Origin of the sequence: Vibrio sp. McD22-P3, assembly GCF_021568915.1 — a bacterium.
Lineage (GTDB): Bacteria > Pseudomonadota > Gammaproteobacteria > Enterobacterales > Vibrionaceae > Vibrio > Vibrio mediterranei.
In genome coordinates this window covers 82,045-102,799 of record NZ_JAKGTN010000013.1, presented here as the reverse complement: position 1 = coordinate 102,799, position 20,755 = coordinate 82,045, and the positions used below count along the sequence as shown (strand labels likewise).

Here is a 20,755-nt window from a genome sequence, read left to right as displayed (position 1 = left end):
TGGCTATAGTGTGTTCTTGTAAACAACACCGTCTTTCATGATCACTTTAATTGTGTCTAAGTCTGCCTCTCGGGGCTCAGCATCAAACCATTTCTCGTTGGCACCGATTACTGATAAGTCCTCGAGTGGATTACCATCTACTAAGATAAGATCGGCGTATGCACCTTCTTCAACCACGCCTAACTTACCTTCAGGATAAGGGTCCATGACCCCAGATAGTTTGACAATTTCGCCATTCACTGACGTCAAGCCTTTGAGTGTGAAGAAGTTACCCAGCTCTTTACCAGCAAGGAATATGGTATGGTCGGTTTGCTTAATGCAAGCGGTTACATCACCAACACAGTCCGTGTGAAAACCCCATTTAGGTTGATACTTGTTGACATTTTCAATGTACTTGGAGAATGCCTTCGTCGCTGATTCTGCTTTTCGTTTCGAAGCCGGATTAGAGTTGATCGCTTCGATTTGAGTCAAATAGGGAGAAAAAGCCGTCATATTGGTTGTGATATACGCTCCCTTCTCTTTCATCTTTTTAGCAATATCACCGTCAAACATAAAACCGTGTTCAATGGTTTTTACGCCCGCATCAAGGTTGCGTAAAATTGCTTTTTTACTGTATGCGTGAGACATAACGTAAGAGCCATAAGCCTCGGCAATTTCTACCGCTGCCGAAATTTCTTCTGGCGACATCGCATTTAGCTGCCAAGGGTCAAAAGATGAAGCGACACCGCCGGAAGACATGATCTTAATTTGCGTGTTGCCTTGTTTGAAATTCTGACGTGCAGCGGCCTTTATGTCGGTAATACCATCGGCATTAAAGCTGACGCTGTTTCTCGCCATACTCGTCGTAGAACCGAAAAAATGTTGATTGGCTGTTGTGAGATTACTAAAGTCTGCGTGAGAACCTGTAGGACCAATGAAAGCACCAGAGGTATAAAGTCTAGGTCCCTCCAGCATCCCTGAGTCTATCGTTTTTCGTAAGCCGGTATTCAACCCGCCAGCATCACGCCAAGTGGTGAAGCCTGAACGAAATGCGGCTCGAGCGTTAACCGTAGAACGCGCGGCTAATTCTTCTATCGTGCGATTATTCTCGTGGTCACTCAAGTTACCGCCGTTTAATAGCAGATGGCCATGCCCTTCAATCAGACCCGGCATTAATGTCATACCACTCCCATCAATGACTTGCGCATCGGAGACTTCAACTACATCTTTCGATACCGCTTTGATTAAGTTGTCTTCCACTAATACGTAGTGGTTTTCATACAATTTGTTGTCTGTGCCATTAAAAACATTAACGTTCTTAAACAAAATTGTGTCTGCTTGTGCTGAGAGCGCACAGGCACAAGAAGCTGCGAGAAGAGACAGTTTGCCGCCGATCGATTTCATTATTTCACCTTTAGTCCGTGCCAAGTGGAATCCACTTCGCGTAACATTCCGAATCATTGATATGAATTTGCTGCTACGAGGCTAATTGTTTTTATGTAACACGCTGAGTTCACAAACAATTAACATCTAAACCTTAGGTGATAATTTATACATTTGCGAACCTAACGTATTGCCATTTGGCGACAAAACTTAAAGGTTGCTTTTACGTAGGGAGATTTGACCTATATTGCGAGGGAGTGATACCAACGTATCGCTTAAATGCTCGCGTGAAATGCGCGGAATCAGAGTAACCAAATTGTTGAGCAACTGTCGCAATAGTAGATGAAGACATAAGCTCAGTTTTAATGAGTTCAAACAAGATCTGTTCACTAAATTCCTTGTAATTGGTTTCCTCCTCTTTAAGTCGGCGTTGAATCGTTCTTGAGTGGATATTAATAACCTCAGAAGCTACATCTAGAGGTAACTTTCCAGCGGTAAAGTAGGGTTTAAGCGCGAGTTTTAAACTCTGAGTAAACCGTCCCAACTTTGGTAACGGTTCGCTGGGTACAGATTTTTGAACGTTAAACTTGGTCATCTGCATCATTACGCTGTCAGGTATTTTAATTGCAGTCACAGGGCGTTCGTTATAGAGCACCACATTCTGAAGTTGCGGTAGCAATTTAAAAGCCTCAACGGAAGATGACTGAACACCAATTTCTTTCGGATGATACTGTCCTGCTGTTAACTGATGGACTAACTGTGTCATAAACGTCACAGACAATATCTCTGCATATTGGAACCAAACTTCATCTGCACCCGTTTTCTCCCTAACAAACCACCACGCTCCACCAGCCCTTTTTATGTAGACTTTGGTATTGGACGATTCCATTTCTAGCAGTTGACCAAATCTGCTAAGCGCCTCATGAACCGTCGTATTAACGGGTAATTTACTCAGATAATAAGGGACATATTCAAGTGAGACCATTTCCCATACCCTAATCCCAAATTGATCGCTAGATAATCGCTTTCCGAGATGACATAACAGGTTTTTCAACGTTGATTCTGGTAAATAAGAATAGTTAGGTTGTTGAACAATTGTATTGGGAATACGTGCTTCTCTTAATAAGGGAAGTAAATCAACATCCATCCCTTTGAAGAGATCGATAAAAAACATGACGTGTTCTGTTCGAATTATGTGGACTTGCTCTTCTTTTCTAGGTCTGGCCATCATCTAGTACACAAGTTATTAGGTGGTATAGGACTAATATAGTCTATCCTAGATGGTAACCATCTGAATAAATTAGTATTTAAAGGAATATATATGAAGTCGGTTAGTTTAGCTGCCTTAGCTAGCATGACGGTGCTTTCCCCTTGCCTCGCTCAATCAAATCAGTCTGAGGAATGGGAATACTTGTTGGTATTCCCAATGATATGGACGCCGAGCATCACTGGTACCTCAGGAAGTTCAGATGGCATCGTGAATATCGACATTCCTTTTGACAATATCGTTAGTAACTTGAATTTCGGTCTCATGGGCGATTTCTATGCTCAGAAAGGCAAATGGCTGTTGGGCGTTCGCGCTAACTATCTGCATATCAAAAGCTCCAATTCATCAACTTACAAACCGAAACTGCCATTGCTCCCCGATATCACGACCACCATCGATCTTGATGCCACAATGTCTTTAAATGACCTCTTCGCTGGTTATGAAGTTACCCATGACTTAGTGATGCTTACAGGGGTTAGGCATACTTACAGTAAATTCAATATTGATATTGGTGTTAACGAATACGATATCCCATCGATCAATTCATCTGGACACCAGTTCGACTGGTTGGTGGGGTTAAAATATGCCCACTGGTTTAATCAGGACTGGGGATTGAGTCTTACTGTAGATACTAGTATTGCCGGTGACAATGATGTGAATAGAGGGCTCAATCTCGCTGGAATGTATCGATTAAGTAATCTAAACAACATTTGGTTCGGTTATCGCTACTTAAATATTCAAAATGACTCGGGCACTACACAGATAGATGTCACCCAGCAGGGCCCGATGATAGGTTGGGCGTTCAGTTTTTAGAATTGAGCAGTCTACAACCTATTTAACATTCTTAGCCTTGTTTGAAGATGAGCAGCCAAATCGATGTGCAGCCACAACTCTTCAATATCTTGAACTCTAAAATGTACGATCATTAACGACTCCTATAGTTTGATTGACAATCAAACATACCGCACGAAAATGATCGACATTTGCCAGATTACGCCATCAATAGCGAATAACTCCCTGCCTAGAATTGATACTTGAGCCCCGTAGATTCGAGAATGCTATATATTTCTCGCTGGCTTTCAGATGTTTTGCCTTTCATACCCCCAACTGCCCTAAGCTGCTTCCGCATCTCTAACCACTCCTCACTACCCCAAAGCAATGAGTCTTGCTTAAGTAGTTCAAATTGTTGGTTGAGATCACTGATTATTTGCTCTCCCGATAAGAAAAACCCCACTTCATTGTTGTAAAGCAACGAACGAAAATCGAGATTGGTCGTGCCTACAAACGCTGTTTCATCAATAATCAGAAATTTCGCATGAAGTTTGCCATAGTATTGTGTTCCACCGAGTAATACCGAGTCGGGTTTACCTAATTGGTAGAACTTGATTCTTGGATGGTTAACCGCCTTCTTCCAAGCCGATGATTGAAGGAACTTTTGGTTGAGCTCGTTATTATCAAGGTCATCGTCTAACCAAGTTTGCTTGAGGGTTTCATCTTGCATAATGAGTGAGGGTACCGTGTGCATGTCGATCACGGCTTGAGTGAAGAAGTTATCACTAGTAAGTACTGAGTTAGTAATAACCTCAATACTTCGCTCTGGATCTTGTTCCAACCAACTTAACGCGATGTTTAGATCTCTATCGATTACGCCTTCATCTTTTAGTAAATCCGACTGAAGAAACAGGTATGGCGATACTACTCTTATTTTTTTAAGCTCAGTATTGGTATAGGCAGTTTTTGCCAAAATGCCGCTGATTGAATTGGCATTAGCACTTTTATTATGGCTATAACGCGTCACAACATCGTCCGCATTTAGATTGTCCAATTCGTGCGCAAATTTGGTATCTGCAGTACGATAATCTATATCTAGATACTGAGCTATACCAATGTATGCTTGATTAAACTCTGGGTTTGCTTTCAACTTCTGATAAGACGTTAACAATAAAGACTTGTCTCGATTGTAACTTGACCATGTATCAAGCTTTTTGTTGCCAGGTTTAGTAAACAGGACCGTAAAATAATACTCACTTAGTCGAGATGGCGACTGCTCAGGTTTCGCTTCAAGTAAAGGACGGATTATGACTTCAATATCACGAAACGCTGAGTAGTCCTTATTTCCATTACTATCGATCCCGTAATAATGAAGCGACATATTCCGCCCACCCGTAATCACATAAGCATTTTGATTATAGAAACCGTCCACAATAAATAGCTTGTCGTGAGAGCGATGGTTCCATCTGGAATCACCATCTGTTAGTGCATTGAAGACAACCGCCTGTACACGTGCTTTCTGAGTTGTAATCTGTCCTTCTCTATCACGAATATAGCCCGCGTTTTTTTCACACTGCATAAGGCCTTTTAAGTTCCCATTGTTAAGACTGTACGAACCCAAGCTATCTACCATAATGCGGATATCAACACCGCGTTGCACGGCCTCACACAAAGCTCCTAATGTGGCTTTACCTGCTAAATCGTCAGAGAAAATATAGTACGTGAGATCAATGGTGTGTTTTGCGTTTTCAATCAAGTAGATCTTCGCGGCGAGACTCTTTATCGCGTCCGCCTGCTGTGAGCCAATCACTTTAACAAGAGCTGGTTGAACTGGTAGTCGATTCTCAGACGAGAGTTTAAGATAATCTTTCTCTAAATCTTCAGCGTCGCGCCAACGACGCTGCTCCATTAGCTGTGATGTCCACTCATCGTCAGAAGAACTCGGAGAGTGAGCATTAGAAGCACACCCGCCCAAAACTAACAATAAAGCGAAGATAGAAATCCCTTTCCACATTGAGCCAATTCTCCTTGTATTAATCTTTGGCTTTTTCTGGCTCTTCTAGCCAAGATACGAACAGTTGATAACTCAAACTTAATACAACGGCACCAACAAACAGGCCGACTATTCCTGACATAGCCATTCCACCTAACGCACCCAATAGTAAAACCAACATGGGAATATCTGATCCTCGACTTAGTAACATAGGCTTAAGAACCGCGTCGCTACCGCTAACGATGACACACCATACTAAAAACAGTACTGCTGCTGTGGTCGACTGGGTACCGAACACATAAGCAATCACCGGAATAAGCGCCAGTATTGGCGGTAACTGGATAATAGCCATTAACAAGACCGCTAGTGCCCAAAGCCCTATCGCAGGCACATCAACGAACGCCATACCGACTGCGGCCATGATCGATTGAATAACCGCAACACCCAACACGCCTTGTACGACGCTACGAACTGTTGATTTGGATAGATTGACTAGCTCCGCACCTTTGCCGTTAGTGAGTCGATTAGCCACTTTGTTGAACGCTTTTTGGCAGTTCTCAGCATTCGCCATAAACACGCCAGCAATGATGGTCGAAACGATAAATTGTAGTAGCCCACCCGCAAAGGACCCCACAGCACCAGCTAATGTTGTTGCTAGCGATTTTATCTGCTCACTATATTTAGCCATCGCTCCTTCTAAGTTAGTCGAAGCATGATACATAGCGGCATATATTTTTTCGCCAACTACAGGCAATTCTTTGACGGCTTGAGTCGGCCTTGGTACTTGAAGTGTTCCGTCCTGTAGCTGCGAATACACTTCTGTGCCTCCCGTATATAAACCACTAGATAACCAAACGAGTGGAATAAGTTGTAGCAGAACGCCAATCAACGAAAGCAACCCACTTGCTTTACCTTTGGAAATACGGCATTTAGCGTGTAACCATAACGCCACTGGATAGAGTGCGACGGCGATAATACCGCCCCAAACAACGAGCATCATGAAAGGTCTAAGAATGGAAAAACACCAATAGACCAAAATAGAAATGGTCGCGATTTTGATAAAAGTATCGATCGCATTTTTATTGAAGGAACTGTCAAAATTCATAACGTTTACCTAAATAGATTTCATCATCTGTCCATTGAACTGCAGGACCTTCCATTGCCTCGTTTCAATAAAGAAAGCAGCAATCATCATGTATAAAGCGACCAAACCAAGAAGTCCGAGCCTTATCCACATTTTTTCGTCAATCACACCAGAGCTCATTAACGTCGTGCCTATCAACACCAAAGCGGTATTGAATGCCGTCGCGTACACTGGTGCCTTTGTAGGCTCTGAGTACATTTTGCTACCGATAACAATTGCTAGAAGACTGATAAAGACAGTGTAAAAAACAATATTAGGGACTAGAGCTAATACACCAAACACTAGAATGGCAATCACACCACCAATACCGTTGCTAATTAGCAAAAACAGACTTAACTTGATGGACTTTTCGCCTGTTATCATTAACGATAACAAAGCAATAAATATCATCGAAAGTAGCGCTTCAGAGATCTGGAAAATGAAGAAGAAACAGACAACAGGGAAAGCGACAATCATCGCTTTCAACGCGGAATGCCAGCGGAATTCCGAAGTAAATGGAACCGTTTGATAGCCCTGATGCGTTTCTTCTCTCTCCGGCATATAGATGTGCATTATTGCGAATATTGCGACTGCAATAGCACCAGATAAACTTAAACCCAACGCCAAAAATATAGCAATTGGTGGACTATCAATTGCCATAAAAGGCAACATCAATGTCGACATTAACAATATGGTTGCGAACAAATTCCATTTCGGGTCGAGAAACAGGTAATACCCCAACATCATCAACATTCCTACCCCTATTAATAGAGGAACCGGATATTGAGCAAGACCTAAGCTTAAGCTAACACCAATTACAACGGTTACGATCATCGCAAGAAGAAGTTCATAGACGATGTCTTTGTGTAATACCTTCTTTTCAAACAGAAACTTAGCGGTGAAAATCGGTGTTACAAACGCCAATGGCCAATCTATCCAAGCAGCAAGAAACGTAGCAATACCGACACCAAGCGTAAATCTGAGTACGCGATTTTGTGTGTTATCGGACATAAGACATCCAACTAACGATTCGAATCCAAGCCTTGCCTAACATGTTGAAGATGGTGTTGTTATCGGTGTATACCACGACATCCGCTTGACCACCTATTCGCAGCAACCCTGTCGTATCAGCCGTATCGAATTCAATCGTAACCGGAAGCATTTGAGTTTGTCTTAACCAGCCGGTTTGATTATTGGCTTGAGCCAGCTTGCCAGCTTGGTTGGACTGCCCCCAATCCACGCCCCAATCAACACTTGATACTTTGCCTGTGATGACCTTTCCTGGAGCAAAGTCGAGTGCTATTTCAACCTCATTACCTGGTTGAATATTACCTAAACTGTTCTCTCTAAAGTAAGCCTCAATCCAAATGCTATCTGTTGACACAAACGTCATTATGGGTTGGCCAGCGCTCGCATAAAATCCTTCGGACAAACTGAAGTTTGAGACGCCACCGTTGGTTGGAGCTCTAACTACGGTACGTTCTAAGTCCAGTTGAGCCTTCTCTAATGCAAGTAAAGCTGCTTTAATCTGGCTATTTTCTTCACCTTCTGCGCCAAGCTGTTTATTGGCTTTGTCCAAATCTGCCTGTGCATTTTGAACATTGGCGCGTGCCCTCGCCAAATTCGCTCTTGCTTTATCAGCCTCAGAAGCGGAAATCACCCCTTTTTCTGCCATAGTAAGTACACGACGAGTTTGCAGTTCAACGTTATCTCGTTCGACGATACTGCTGGTCAAACGAGCCTGTGCAGAGGCGATCGTCGCCGTTTGAGCTCCAACATTTTGTCCAGCAATTTCCAAATCCTGTTCTGCTTTTTGAACAGCTATCTCATAGTCCACCGGATTAAGAGCAATCAATGTATCGCCCTCTGACACTAACTGATTAGGCTTTACCTGAATATCGATCACTTGCCCAGAAACCTGAGGTTTGATCGGCACGACATAGCCTTTGACGCGTGCATTGTCTGTAGAGGGAATGATTCGATCTGAGATAATACTGATAGCGAGACTAGCTACAATAAAGACAACAAGAGCATTGGTAACTTTCTTCACTTTGTTCTGTTTCGCTCGCTCTGCGTTTTGTTCAGCTTGTTCAATTTGAGAATCTTTGTTCTGTTTCTCTACTGACTGACTTTTTGATTCTGGTTTATCGCTCATTACTCATCCCTTGTTAACAACTTAATAACCAATCCTATCTAGGTATAGACTATTACCGGAACAAATTAAATTTAATTACTTTAAAAATTAGTATATTAGAGAACCAACACGTGTTTGCTTTGCTGATTATCACTGAGCGAAAATTGTAGTTGATGTGTTCTTTCAGATTTGCCATTTTGCGCCAAAGGTCTAACCTAAACATTATCAATATCTCAAAAATACCGTCTTAACGCCTATGACCACTAGCAAGGACCCAATTACGCCACTGATCAAATCTGGTTACGCCCGCGTATTGGTAGAACTCTTTCGCGAATACAACCACGACCCTCACCAAGCGATAAAAGAATCTGGATTACCACCAGACTTGTTCGATTTGGATCAAGAATTCTTACCTCAAGAGCCAGTGAAAAAATTAATCTATTTATTGGGAAATCAATTAGGAATTACTCAATTCGGCGATCTATTACGAACGGCGATTAGGCAAAAAGTTATACCACGCCTACTAGGTGAGTTATCTGAATGCAATACGGTAGAGGAAGCTTTAGTCCATACAAAACAAGTGTTTCAGTACGATGCCGTTGGCGTCAATGTTGGACTAGAGCAGAGTCATGGAAGGACTTGGTATTGGTGCAAACGCCAATTTGATGACAGCCCGTTATTCCTTTGGTCAGAGATTTGGGCAGTGCTTTACGCTATTGAATTGGTCCGAGCCATGACTAAGTCCACATGGACTCCTAAACAAATTAAAATCCAATCGAAGGAAGTTGATGTATTTAAAGCTATCATAGGGACGTCACCACAATATTTCGTTGAAAATGAACGTATAGAATGGTTAATCGATAAGGAGATTTTGCAGCACGCTCCAAATATCACCAGTAAAGATTGTGCACCACAAGAACCATTAGTGACTTGGCACGCTAACTTTACCGACCGCGTGTTTACGGCATTATTACCCTATGTTCGAGAACACAACCTTACCCTAGAGCAAGCAGCCAAACTGTTAAAGCTGACACCACGTACGCTGCAGCGAAGGCTCAATGAAGAGCGAACAAGTTTCCGCCATATCAAAGATAATCTAGTATTTACTGTCGCAGTAGAACTAATGGGCGAAGAACGATCACTGACTCACATTGCTAGTCAACTTGGCTTTTCCGATATTTCTCACTTTTCGCGTTCGTTTAAGCGCATCAGCGGCCTAACACCTAAAATGTATCAAAGAACGATATTAAGTTTGAACGAAACACAGCGCAGTCCATAACCAAACAACACGGTTCATTCTTACAACAAGATACCAAAAAGAACTGGTTAAGGATGTACACATGGCAAGGTTACTGATAGGTTCTGTCGGTTAATGGTCAATTATCGGTATTTAAAGCATGCGTTCGTTAGTTATTTTATTCAGTCTTTCTTTGCTATTTATGGTGAAAGCACATGCAAATGACTGGCAGTGGCAAGATCTCTCGCCGACCATTGATGCGCCAACTTACCAAAACAAGTTTGCGAGTTTTACACCCACACAGCGCTATGATTTGATGACGATCGTAGACTATCAAAATAAACACAAACCTGAACGTGCTGCACTAGAGACAAATTATCGTGAAGCATTGATACGCTTTGCAAAGAATGGCATCAATATCCTTGATTTAATTGAAGAACAAAAGCAAATAGATGCCGATCATTCAGATTGGAATATGAATATCAATCCCACGCTCATAGGCAAGAAGGGGCGACTTCCTGGGTTCATTGTACCTCTTGAATTTGATGAGTTGATTGTTACTGAGTTTATACTTGTTCCTACTGCCGGCGCCTGTATTCACACACCACCACCGCCAGGAAATCAAATGGTCGTAGTGAGTTACCCTAAAGGAATTGAGTTTCGAGGTTTATACTCACCGGTGTGGGTCGAAGGAACTTTGTTGGAGCAATCTACCGCTTCCAATATTGAGCTCTCCGACGGCAATACTGAAGTAATGAGCGCATATACAATGACCGCGGATAATGTCACAGTGTACGAGCAGTAGTATCTATTGTTGCGTTACAGGTTTTGATATTCAGAAACTTAAGATTCTTTATGCTAGCTCCGACCAAGACGATAAACCCTCTTTGCACGAGTTCCAAAGAACCAAACATCTGTTGTTAAAGTAGCAAAAGTCACCGTTTTACGCGTCCCTTCTCAAAAGTACTCAATAAATCGAGTGTATGGATTATTAAAAGTAGTCCAACGCCAATCGTAGGTTCATCATTTAATTTTCTTCTTCGATACATCGATACAAAAACAATCTGAAAGTTAGAGCAGTAATTACGCAACCTTCCTTCGATGGTTAGCGTTTCAACGCCAAAACAAAGTTGTTTCACTTTTCTAACCTGCTGGCGCGAAATGGTAATCGTATTACGCGCAACTGCATTACTATCCCCTTCTTTGTTAGATCTTGAGGTGATGTATGCGACTACTTAAATACTTTGTCTGCTTAACTGCGTTGGCTGCATCATTCACAGCCAGTGCCAATGTTCATAAGTGGAAAAACACTCAATTCGAAACCTATTCAGATAAAACGCAAGTGCAATTTACCCTGGTAAATCGTTCCAATGTCTCTGCAAATTACTATCTGAGGATCAACGAGAAAGTGTTCAACAATAAAATTGAGCTAGCGGCCAATCAGGAAATTGATTTAGACATTAGTGTTAAAACCCCTCCTAGTAAAACATCCGAAAAATTAGTGTGTACTAAGATGGTTACAGACTCCCCGAACACCTATGAAGTATGCACAAAGCTCACATTTAAGAGGTTTTAATCATGAGTTTTAGAATCACTTTGGGGTCGGCAGCTATGATGATTTCGATGAATGTACTGGCAAACCCTATCCCCTCAGTATCAAACCCATCAGGTACTGATAGAATTCGGACATCTAATGGGTCTACCTGTGAACAAGCAGTATCAACGGGTAAAACTGTTCAATTTGGAACTTATGGTTCCCAAGGCGCAGATGATACATACAGCAACCAGTACGACCCTTATCACAATTATTACAACGAAGATGACCGCGGTATCTATGCTGCAGTCACAATTCAGTTTGGCGGTGAAGACCGTGTTGATTGCACAAAACTGTACGCGTTCGAAATGCGTCAGCGTAAACGAGAAGAAGAACTTGCTCAAGCTGAACACGAACTTAAGCTTCTGCAAATCGAAACAGAGAAGCAGCGTCTAATTAAAATGAAACAAACTAATACAACATTCGCGGAGTAATTATGCGCACATCTACCGCTCTACTAGTCGCAGGTATGCTTGTTATCACTAATCATGCAGTGTATGCAAATAACAACTTTTCGCTAATGGATAACGATGCAGAAATAGAGTTTAAAGCATCCATTGAAGCACAGTGTGGTTTGGAAGTGCTCAAAGATAAAGGTGATTTGGCATTTGGAGATAGTTATCTAGCGGACGCAGCTCAAATTCAGATTATCGATAACCGTCAAAATGGCCGAGTGTTACTCAGACTAGACGACTTAGAGTATGACCAAGACGATTATCTAAGGAATCTAGAGTACAGCTTTTTCCATTTTAAAGTAACAGGTAGCGGTGAAAAGGAAGGCAGTGCTCTTGCTTGGATGGTAGGTAAAACCTTTACACGTCATGAACTTGGTAATGAGCGTAAGCTAGAAATCCGAGCCAGAGTTTCTCTTTCTGAGGAAGATACAGTTGCCAAAGATGACCTGACAATAAAAACCGAATGGGTCACGATTTGCGCTTAATGAGTCGGCTTAGCAAGCATCTATTGGAATTTATCTATGTTCAGATTGGTCACTAATTGTTGGGTTCTAGCTCTGTTACTACTATCAACGACATGTTTGGCAGAAAACAACGATGCTCAATTAAGATTCCGTGCAGACATCCCAGCACGCTGTGGAATTGAAGTCATTGATGCAGAGGGAGAACTGTCATTTGGCGAAGATTACGATTTACGTGAGATTCGACTGCGTTTGGTTCATAACATCCCTCACGGTAGTGTAATTCTGCGTTTAAAAAATGCTGACTTTGGAGGTTTAGAATCGAGCCTACCATCTGAGAAGTTTCGATTTCAAATTGATGTTCCTCAGCGTTATGAGGGCGATATCAACTATTGGCGTAATGGTATTCAAATCGAAAAGGATCAGTTAAACCCAGATCAAATCATCGAAATAAGAGCAAGAGTGGATATCGACGAGTCGATGGCACCAGCGGGTGAGCATATGATGAGACTCGATTGGGAGAGCTTATGCGTAAGATAAACGCTCCCAAAACTATTGTTAAATGAGTTTAACGAAGCAGATTACTCTTTTGCACGTCCAAGGCGGTATATCTTTTCAGCACGAGTCCCAAAGAACCAAAAGCTTGTTGCCAAAATAGCAAAAAATACCGCTTTATGTGTACCTTCCCAGAAGTACTCTATAAAGCGCGTGTACAGATTAATGAAGATGAAAATGAGCCCGAAGCCACGCGTAAGTTCATCATCAAACTTCATTCCGTGATACACAGCTACAACAGACGCAATAAGTAATAGTATCGACCAATGTAGCAAAGAGAACTGAGTGACATTACTCCACACACTAAAGTCCGCATAATTACCAAACACCGACATTAACCACATCGATATAAAGAACACAAATAGCCCCAAAGCACGAGTAGTGATGGCGAAATCTTCTTTAGATGGCCAACGTTTTACTGCCAACGTACTTGTTACTATCAGTACTAAACCATAAAGCACATAACGGAATGGGAAATTAAGTCCAAGAAAATAACCTTCGTCGCTTAGTTGATAGGTTTCAAAACCAAGCCAAGTACCAAATGACAGTAACGCACACAACCAAACAATATGCGACGGAATCCACAATCCCAAAACGCCATACACTAGCGAGGCAAGCAGGATTAACTTGGTTAAACTATTGGTTTGAATAACCTGCCCTAGAAAATAAATCGACACAGCAGTACTGACAATACCCAGTACAAATAAGGCCTCATTGCTAAAGGCTTTGTCCGGAGTCTTCGATTTTCGTCTTACGCCAATAAAGTAAAAGCCCGCTGATATTACGGCGAAAAATCCACTCTTCGCTATGTCAGGTGCAGAGAATATCTCATCCAGTAGTTTAATCAGCCATTCATCGAGCAACACGGAAAGTACCGATAAAACGATGCAAACAATTGCAATCCAAAATGAGTACTTAGCAATAAGTGACCAATCGACACTGGCGACTTGATAGCTGTTTTTCAGTTTGTCATGTTCTTCTTGGTTGATAGTGCCTTGTTCAAGCCATTGCTCTATCGCACTGTCAACAACACGACCTTCTCTTTTTGAAAGCTTCATTCGTTTGACTCTTCTACTACTGGGATAAATAACTGACTACGCGTCCCACTTCTAAGCCTATAAGTGGATTTCATTAGTCGTCAAATTGGTGCGTGACTCTAAACGTTCAGAGTGGACTTCGCAAATAATACGGCATTACCAGAAATACAGACACTGTCCTGAAGCACCTCACCATACAAGATCCCACTTCTTTTAGAAGCTTGTAAGGCCGTGAGTTTTGATTTGCCGAGTCGTTCAGCCCAATATGGCATCAAACCCGCATGAATCGAGCCTGTGACGGGGTCTTCATCACCGCCATTCGCTGGCCAAAAATAGCGAGAAACAAAATCATATTGATCGTCGGAACCTGGAGCTGTCGCGACTACATCATAAGGAGCAAGTGTTTTTAGTGGCTCATTTTGCGTTGTTAAAGAGACAACATGTTGTTTTGACTCGTAAATAGCGAAATATGCTTGCTTACTTCGTAGCACCTTAGATGGTTCTATAGATAGTCCTCGAACAAGCGCTTCTGGAACCTCGTCTATTTCACAAGGCATAAGAATGGGAAACGTCATCTCTATTCGCTCACAAGCTCCTTGTACCACGGTTAGGTCACCGACATCGTTGGTAGAAAAACGAATTTCGCCAGTGTGAGACAACTCATTGAACAGTACAAAAGCGGACGCCAATGTGGCATGGCCACAGAAATCAATTTCAGTGATTGGAGAACACCATCGAATATAGTAGTGGTTGTGATCAAGACGTTTAAGATAAGCGGTTTCAGATAAGTTGTTTTCTGCTGCAACGTTAAGCATCCATTCATCGTCAGGGTACTCCTCAACGAGGATAACAGCTGCACTGTTGCCCTTGAATGGCTGTGTGGTAAAAGCATCGACAATCCATTGCGTGGTCATGATTTTCCTTAGAGTTGACTATTGATAATTACAAAGTTCGATAAGATTACCGTCTGGATCGCGCAGGTAGATTGACAATATGCTCCCCGTAGCGCCTGTGCGATTGACAGGCTCTGTGAATACGTCAATACCTTTAGAAATGAGTATCTGTTTTGCTTGTCCAACCGGAGTGTCTATTACAAAACACAAGTCTTCACTTCCCGGCACTGCAAAGGTTGCTTTAGGTTCTATCTCTTGTCCCTTAATATGCAGATTGATCTTCTGAGAACCAAAATGAAGCGCATGCCGATTATCACCAAATGTTTCATATCTCATTCCTAGCGTTTCATAAAACTCCACAGATAATTGTAAATCAACAACTGTGAGTACGAGATGATCAATCGATTGAATGTTCATAAATTCCCTCTAACTTGCTCGATTGGTATAAGCGATTCTCTTGCGATAAATTCGGTACACTAACGCTAAAACTAGGCATGCTGCCGCAGGGACAACGAGCGCCATAAACGCTAAATTCCGATATAACAGAGCACCCACTATACCGCCAACGATAAACCCCGTTAATATGGTGACAAACAACTTGGCTTTTCGTTTATCAAATGTCTCGCCTCTTAACGTCGAACCAATCATGATTCCCAAATCAGTAACGATACCAGTGACATGAGTCGTTCTAACTACCGCTCCACTAAACGTGGTTGCCAAGGCGTTTTGCAACCCACATGCAGCTGAAGCAAAGTAGGTTCCACTTTGAGAACCATTGAGTAGTAAATAAGTGGCGATCAGCAAAAATAGACTTTCAATGCAAAGAAGCCACTCGTATTGACGACCGAGTTTTAGCGACACATTTGAAATAAATAAACCAGAAATCGCAGACCCTACTAAGAAGCTAACGATAATTGCGAACATATGACCAGCAAGAGACCAATCGTGAATCAGTTGAGTACCTAGTAGAGTTGCAGTACCAGATAAATGTGAGATCGCCTGATGTTGAAACCCCATAAGCCCCACAGCATTCACTGTCCCTGCTAGTAAAGAGAGAACAAACGCACCCGACTCAATCCAACGAGGTAACTTAGATATCACAGCAATCACCTATCTCAACAACATAATTCAGAAGGCAGCATCATAGCCCCATTTCATCTGTTGTCTTTGATTTAAAGCACATAATGTGTTGAGGACCAGCTTGACCACCCAGATATAGTTCTTTCGTATCAATAAACCCTACTGCTAAATAAAGTTGATACGCCGCCTTGTTTCTACAGTTAACAGTCAAATATAGGTCATTGTGTTCAGTGCCCAACCAAGAGTTAAACTCTTTGACTAAAAGCTTTAAACACATCTTAGCGAGACCTCTACCCTGAAACCGCGAATCGATAAAAAAAGCGCGAAGACCAGTAGCATTCTCCAACGTAGTTCCTAATGTAACTTGGTATGCCTCATCAAGTAGGAAAAAACCTGCAGGAGTCTCGCCCGAATAGATTACCCATTGACTCTCCTTGGGGTAACCTAAACTGCTCTGAATAATATCGGATACTACACCCACAAAAGGCAACTGTTCATCTGACACAGCTAGTGCTAACACATTTTCCGATATTGGATGGGTTAAACGTCTTACAGCAATGCTCATAAAGTAACCCCATGTTCACACCAATCAAACTCCATCTGTTTTGCTGTTTTAAGTGCGATGTCGCGTCCGCGCAATTTTTCAACCAGCCTCAAGCTCATATCAATCCCAGCAGAAATACCAGCTGATGTGACAATGTCACCACAATCTACCCAACGTGTATCATTGATAATGGTTAACTCCGGAAACAGGTGTTGTAGTTCATTTTGATCTTCCCAGTGAGTCGTGACAGTTTGGTTAGAAAGGACACCCGATTTCGCCAGCAAAAATGCGCCTGTACACACAGAAGCCACAAGCGTAGAGTTAGCTGCTGTCTCTCTCGCCCAATCTAATACGCGAGTGTTTTCCATCTCTTGGATATGAACCCCACCGGGGACAATCAGTACATCAATTGCCGGATGACTGTAGATGGAGTAGTCGGATTGGATTTTAAGACCACCTCTTGCTAAGACGGTACCTTGTGTTTGAGATAGAAGGCTAACTGACCATTTGTCTTCTTCGTTCAGAAACCGATTCGCCGTAGAAAAGACTTCAAAAGGCCCAGCAAAGTCTAATACCTCTACATCACGATACACATAGATTCCAACATTCATCACAGCCTCCATTCTGTTAAGATACTGTTACCTACAGTATTGAGTTACAAAGATTATTTCAACCTTTGTAACCCAAACCATAAGTATTGGATAACGTCAAAGGCATCTCACTCACAACAAATGAAATCGTTGTTCTAAATAAAAAAGACGCCGATGCGTCTTTTTTATTGGTTAGGCAAGATGCGAAGGCAAATCTTTACGTTCATAAGCATCAGCAAACCCGTGGTTTCTATCTCTGTGACCGGCTTCATCCTGCCTGATTCTTAAAACAACATCACGCAACTGTGCATCGTCCGCTAACTGGTAATAATCGATCGCAATTTTGGGAGCCGGTATGTTCTCTATGTACCCTTCGTCTATCTTCTCTAGGTATTCTGTATAGCTTTTACAGGCTTCTTCTTCAAAATAACCTACAACTCGATGTGCAACTTTGGAAGAGAGTAAATAGATAATCGAGTAAACAACAATAAACACGCCCTGACCCAGTAGAACTATGAGCCTCTCCAACCAACTGGGTTTGGCAATATCTAGAAAAATCATTAAGTGCATTCGCTCATTTTCAGCCTCGTCTAAAAGCTCTCGGATCCAACCTTCATCGTCTCTCATACGCCTAAGCGCTTTTAAGTGATTGAACATACCCGCTACCATTCCAGGTACGGCGGCGATAGTTTCCAGAATAACTGCCCTTTTATCGTATTTTTTGCCGTAAAAAAGGTTGAGTACATACTTCAGCAACTTAGTGACAGAAAGAGCGACTTTTTCTGAAACACGTTCAGCTTTCTTGTGCGTCAATTTGAATTCTACCATTACTGATCTCTCCATATGATTAATCTACAAACAACATACATACTTAACGCCATTCATTCAACTATTTTTGAATAACACCAATAATAGTTGAGTTTTTATAGGGTTATTAAGACAAGATCATAAGAAAAAAGCCATTGAAATAGATAATAGTTTCGTTAAATCAGGAGCTTAAATTCAATCATCACTTTTATTGAAAAAGTTGAATCGTAGGGGGAATACTGGCTATCTAAGAATAATTAAGCGAAAGACACTGTCTAGCAGACACAGGCAGTTACACAATTGCGTCACGGCTGAATTTGTTCCCCTGAACAAGATAAAGGGCATCAGATCATTGCGAGGAGGATTGAAAAACGTGGATGATTATACGTTTGAGGATAGGTGCAAAAAAGAGCCTCGGTTTAACCAAGGCTCTTTATTGAGAACTGTTTTTAGCTTTGAGCAGGTCGAAGCATGAACCAGTATGGGAAATTTTCACTCTTAGACAGTACTTCAAAGCCTCGACGTTCAAAAGTCTTCACAACTTTCTCACTAGATGCCACGACATAGGTTGGTTTGCCTGCCGCATCTGCTTGGTCAGTGACGGTTTTGATTAACGCACTAGCCAGACCTTTTCCGCCAGCTTTCGGTGATACCCCTAGACCCCACAACCAATAGCAATCTTGCAACGGTGGCACTGCTAGCATTTGTTCGCAGACTTCTTTTGCCAATTCAATTTTGCACGAGCCCATCATGCGCGTAACAATGGATAGAATCTCCATTTTTTGCATCACATCCGGCTGGTGCTTGCCTGGTGAGCGCATAATAACGCAACCATCGCGCTCAGGAGTGGTGTACACTTCACCACCGGCTAACCCCCACTCGCCAACCGCCCAACGCCAGTAACAATCATGTGCGAAGTCAGCCACCTCGTCTTGGCGTAATGCTGCTTGCATCGCTTCATTATCAGCGTAGGCATCTAGAAACATGTTACATAGATCTGGTACTGCAGAGTAATCGGCTTTGATAATTTGTAATTCAGACATGCTACTTCCTCATGGCGGATTTAAATCGAGATCGTAAGAAAAGAAACACACGCACATTTGCTTGCCTTCTTCCTTCAATAAAACAGCACTTTAAAGCAAAGTCAATATTCTACGATAGTTAATAACATATCGATTAATAAAGCAGCATAACCTGCAAATAGAGGCGTTTTATCTGACGGTATTTGGACAGGTTTGGAGATTGTGAGTTCCGCCAATAAAGCAAAGGCTCCATATAATGAAGCCTTACTTATTATCAAAATTGGCGGTTTAGCCTTTCAACTATAAGGTTGCTATACGTGTCTCTCTTCGCAAAATGTTTCTTGCTTCGCGCGTGGTTTTAACACGATCGCTACTACCGCTGATAATGCTAATGCGAAGCAGTAATAGGAGTTGGAAACCACTTCTAAAGGCGATAATTGGAACACGGAGCCAAGCAGTAACACTTGAGCACCATAAGGCAGTATTCCTTGAATTACACATGAATAGATATCAAGTAGGCTTGCTGAGCGTCGTGCGGTTACTTTGTTTTCTTGAGCTAATTCTCGAGCCACGCTACCAGAGACGATAATGGCTACGGTATTGTTTGCCGTACACAAATTTACCAGAGAGACTAAGCCTGCAATACCGAACTCACTCGCCTTTCTGTTTGCTTGCGTTGAATGCGTTGACCCAAACTTACGAATCACTTTAGTAATAACTTGCGTTAGAAATGCTAAACCGCCTTGACGACGCATTAGCTCACTCAGCCCACCAATTAACATAGACAATAAGAAGATTTCTTGCATGTTGCCAAAGCCAGCATAGATATCTTGAGCAAAGCTTGTCAGTTGGTAGCCCTCAACAGAGGTCAAACTTACCGTACCCGCTAGCAGAATACCTACGGTTAAAACAACAAATACGTTTAATCCAGAGACGGCCAATACCAAAATCGCAATGTAAGGCATGACTTTAAACCACTCAATGTCTCCAGTTTCCGGTAACTGAGTCGCAGAACTATTCAATGCGAAAATCACTAAAGCAATAAACGCTGCAGGAATAGCAATACGTATATTTTCTTTAAATTTATCTTTCATTTCACACCCTTGCGAACGTGTCGCAGCTATGGTTGTGTCGGAAATAATAGATAAGTTATCACCAAACATAGCGCCACTTAGTACGACACCCGCAGTCAGTGGAACGCTCATGCCCGCAGATTCTGCAATACCGAGTGCAACAGGGGCAACGGCAGCTATAGTACCCATTGATGTCCCCATTGCAGTCGCAATGAAAGCTGAAATAAGGAATATACCAGGAAGAATCATGCTTGTTGGAATGGCTGATAACCCGAGATTCACTGTCGCATCAACACCTCCAGAGGCTTTCGCTACGGCAGCAAACGCACCCGCTAACAAATAAATCATGCACATGGCAATGATATCCTGATGCCCCACACCTTTAATAAACTGCTCAATAGCGTTGTTGAGTGTTTCTTTACTTAAAACGATCGCCAAAAACACCGCTGGTAATGCAGCAATTGGCGCAGGAAGTTGATAAAACGCGAAATCTACACCTTGTAAGGATAAATAGGTCCCTACACCTATAAATAATGTCAGGAATAGCACAAGAGGAAGCAGTGCTATAGGTGAAGGAACAATAGATTGGTTGTTTTTATTCGTTTTGGTCATATCAAAAGTGGCAGCAATAACAGGAAGGCGTGCAGCATAATGCCGCCATTAAGACATGTCAACGTCTAGACGTCCAAATGTCCATGCACTATTCCACTGTATGATAAAACAGCTAAACGAAAGCGAGGTAAATACTGAAAGAAAT

Annotated in this window: 21 protein-coding genes; 6 read left to right on the top strand and 15 right to left on the bottom strand. The window is 42.2% G+C overall.

Features of this window, described 5'->3' with window-relative positions:
• Positions 1-3 precede the first annotated feature (3 nt).
• On the bottom strand, positions 4-1,383 hold the full coding sequence (locus L2W36_RS16325) for a metal-dependent hydrolase family protein (protein ID WP_006071420.1): 1,380 nt from the start codon (positions 1,381-1,383) through the stop codon (positions 4-6).
• Between the two features lie 202 nt (positions 1,384-1,585).
• Positions 1,586-2,536: a helix-turn-helix domain-containing protein gene (locus tag L2W36_RS16320; RefSeq protein WP_236110632.1), complete on the bottom strand. Its 951-nt coding sequence runs from the start codon at positions 2,534-2,536 to the stop codon at positions 1,586-1,588.
• 147 nt (positions 2,537-2,683) lie between these two features.
• Between L2W36_RS16320 and L2W36_RS16315 the strand changes: the two genes are divergently transcribed.
• On the top strand, positions 2,684-3,442 hold the full coding sequence (locus L2W36_RS16315) for a hypothetical protein (RefSeq protein WP_236110631.1): 759 nt from the start codon (positions 2,684-2,686) through the stop codon (positions 3,440-3,442).
• Positions 3,443-3,650: 208 nt separating this feature from the next.
• Here L2W36_RS16315 and L2W36_RS16310 read toward each other — a convergent pair whose 3' ends face one another.
• From L2W36_RS16310 to L2W36_RS16295, 4 genes are read right to left on the bottom strand one after another with little or no spacing between them, the layout of a single operon-like run.
• A complete protein-coding gene (locus L2W36_RS16310) occupies positions 3,651-5,414 on the bottom strand; it encodes a phospholipase D family protein (protein WP_236110630.1) in 1,764 nt (587 codons plus the stop codon).
• Between the two features lie 19 nt (positions 5,415-5,433).
• Complete coding sequence (locus L2W36_RS16305) at positions 5,434-6,498, bottom strand: AI-2E family transporter (RefSeq protein WP_236110628.1); 1,065 nt, start codon at positions 6,496-6,498, stop codon at positions 5,434-5,436.
• Positions 6,499-6,507: 9 nt separating this feature from the next.
• Complete coding sequence (locus L2W36_RS16300; RefSeq protein ID WP_236110626.1) at positions 6,508-7,527, bottom strand: DUF2955 domain-containing protein; 1,020 nt, start codon at positions 7,525-7,527, stop codon at positions 6,508-6,510.
• Positions 7,517-8,671: an HlyD family secretion protein gene (locus L2W36_RS16295; RefSeq protein ID WP_236110624.1), complete on the bottom strand. Its 1,155-nt coding sequence runs from the start codon at positions 8,669-8,671 to the stop codon at positions 7,517-7,519. The genes L2W36_RS16300 and L2W36_RS16295 overlap by 11 nt, the downstream gene beginning before the upstream one ends.
• Positions 8,672-8,906: 235 nt before the next feature.
• Between L2W36_RS16295 and L2W36_RS16290 the strand changes: the two genes are divergently transcribed.
• The 5 genes from L2W36_RS16290 to L2W36_RS16270 all read left to right on the top strand — a co-directional run bounded on the left by L2W36_RS16290 (position 8,907) and on the right by L2W36_RS16270 (position 12,937).
• Positions 8,907-9,929: a helix-turn-helix domain-containing protein gene (locus tag L2W36_RS16290; protein ID WP_031495396.1), complete on the top strand. Its 1,023-nt coding sequence runs from the start codon at positions 8,907-8,909 to the stop codon at positions 9,927-9,929.
• A 118-nt stretch (positions 9,930-10,047) separates the two neighbouring features.
• A complete protein-coding gene (locus L2W36_RS16285) occupies positions 10,048-10,692 on the top strand; it encodes a DUF3299 domain-containing protein (protein ID WP_198557800.1) in 645 nt (214 codons plus the stop codon).
• A 773-nt stretch (positions 10,693-11,465) separates the two neighbouring features.
• Positions 11,466-11,915, top strand: coding sequence for a hypothetical protein (locus tag L2W36_RS16280; RefSeq protein WP_031496528.1), 450 nt, complete (start codon positions 11,466-11,468; stop codon positions 11,913-11,915).
• A 2-nt stretch (positions 11,916-11,917) separates the two neighbouring features.
• Positions 11,918-12,421 carry a hypothetical protein gene (locus L2W36_RS16275; RefSeq protein WP_031496530.1) on the top strand — a complete coding sequence of 168 codons (504 nt, stop codon included), beginning with the start codon at positions 11,918-11,920 and terminating at the stop codon, positions 12,419-12,421.
• 36 nt (positions 12,422-12,457) lie between these two features.
• Complete coding sequence (locus L2W36_RS16270) at positions 12,458-12,937, top strand: hypothetical protein (protein WP_006071408.1); 480 nt, start codon at positions 12,458-12,460, stop codon at positions 12,935-12,937.
• 41 nt (positions 12,938-12,978) lie between these two features.
• Here the strand turns inward: L2W36_RS16270 and L2W36_RS16265 are convergent, their stop codons facing one another.
• The 9 genes from L2W36_RS16265 to L2W36_RS16225 form a co-directional block, all read right to left on the bottom strand.
• On the bottom strand, positions 12,979-14,010 hold the full coding sequence (locus tag L2W36_RS16265; protein ID WP_236110622.1) for a hypothetical protein: 1,032 nt from the start codon (positions 14,008-14,010) through the stop codon (positions 12,979-12,981).
• Positions 14,011-14,108: 98 nt separating this feature from the next.
• Positions 14,109-14,903 (bottom strand): PhzF family phenazine biosynthesis protein, encoded by a 795-nt coding sequence (locus L2W36_RS16260; protein WP_236110621.1) that lies wholly within the window; start codon positions 14,901-14,903, stop codon positions 14,109-14,111.
• 18 nt (positions 14,904-14,921) lie between these two features.
• The gene (locus L2W36_RS16255) at positions 14,922-15,299 is read right to left on the bottom strand and encodes a VOC family protein (RefSeq protein WP_236110620.1); all 378 of its coding nucleotides are present in this window, start codon (positions 15,297-15,299) and stop codon (positions 14,922-14,924) included.
• Between the two features lie 9 nt (positions 15,300-15,308).
• Entirely contained in the window at positions 15,309-15,983 is a 675-nt protein-coding gene (locus tag L2W36_RS16250; RefSeq protein ID WP_038222344.1) for a YoaK family protein, read from the bottom strand.
• Positions 15,984-16,023: 40 nt separating this feature from the next.
• Complete coding sequence (locus L2W36_RS16245; RefSeq protein ID WP_236110619.1) at positions 16,024-16,527, bottom strand: GNAT family N-acetyltransferase; 504 nt, start codon at positions 16,525-16,527, stop codon at positions 16,024-16,026.
• Positions 16,524-17,117, bottom strand: coding sequence for a DJ-1/PfpI family protein (locus tag L2W36_RS16240; protein WP_236110618.1), 594 nt, complete (start codon positions 17,115-17,117; stop codon positions 16,524-16,526). The genes L2W36_RS16245 and L2W36_RS16240 overlap by 4 nt, the downstream gene beginning before the upstream one ends.
• Positions 17,118-17,288: 171 nt before the next feature.
• Positions 17,289-17,924 carry an alternative oxidase gene (locus L2W36_RS16235; RefSeq protein ID WP_236110617.1) on the bottom strand — a complete coding sequence of 212 codons (636 nt, stop codon included), beginning with the start codon at positions 17,922-17,924 and terminating at the stop codon, positions 17,289-17,291.
• Positions 17,925-18,352: 428 nt separating this feature from the next.
• Complete coding sequence (locus L2W36_RS16230) at positions 18,353-18,946, bottom strand: GNAT family N-acetyltransferase (protein WP_006072464.1); 594 nt, start codon at positions 18,944-18,946, stop codon at positions 18,353-18,355.
• Between the two features lie 290 nt (positions 18,947-19,236).
• Positions 19,237-20,610 carry a Na+/H+ antiporter NhaC family protein gene (locus tag L2W36_RS16225; protein WP_236110616.1) on the bottom strand — a complete coding sequence of 458 codons (1,374 nt, stop codon included), beginning with the start codon at positions 20,608-20,610 and terminating at the stop codon, positions 19,237-19,239.
• Between the last annotated feature and the right edge of the window lie 145 nt (positions 20,611-20,755).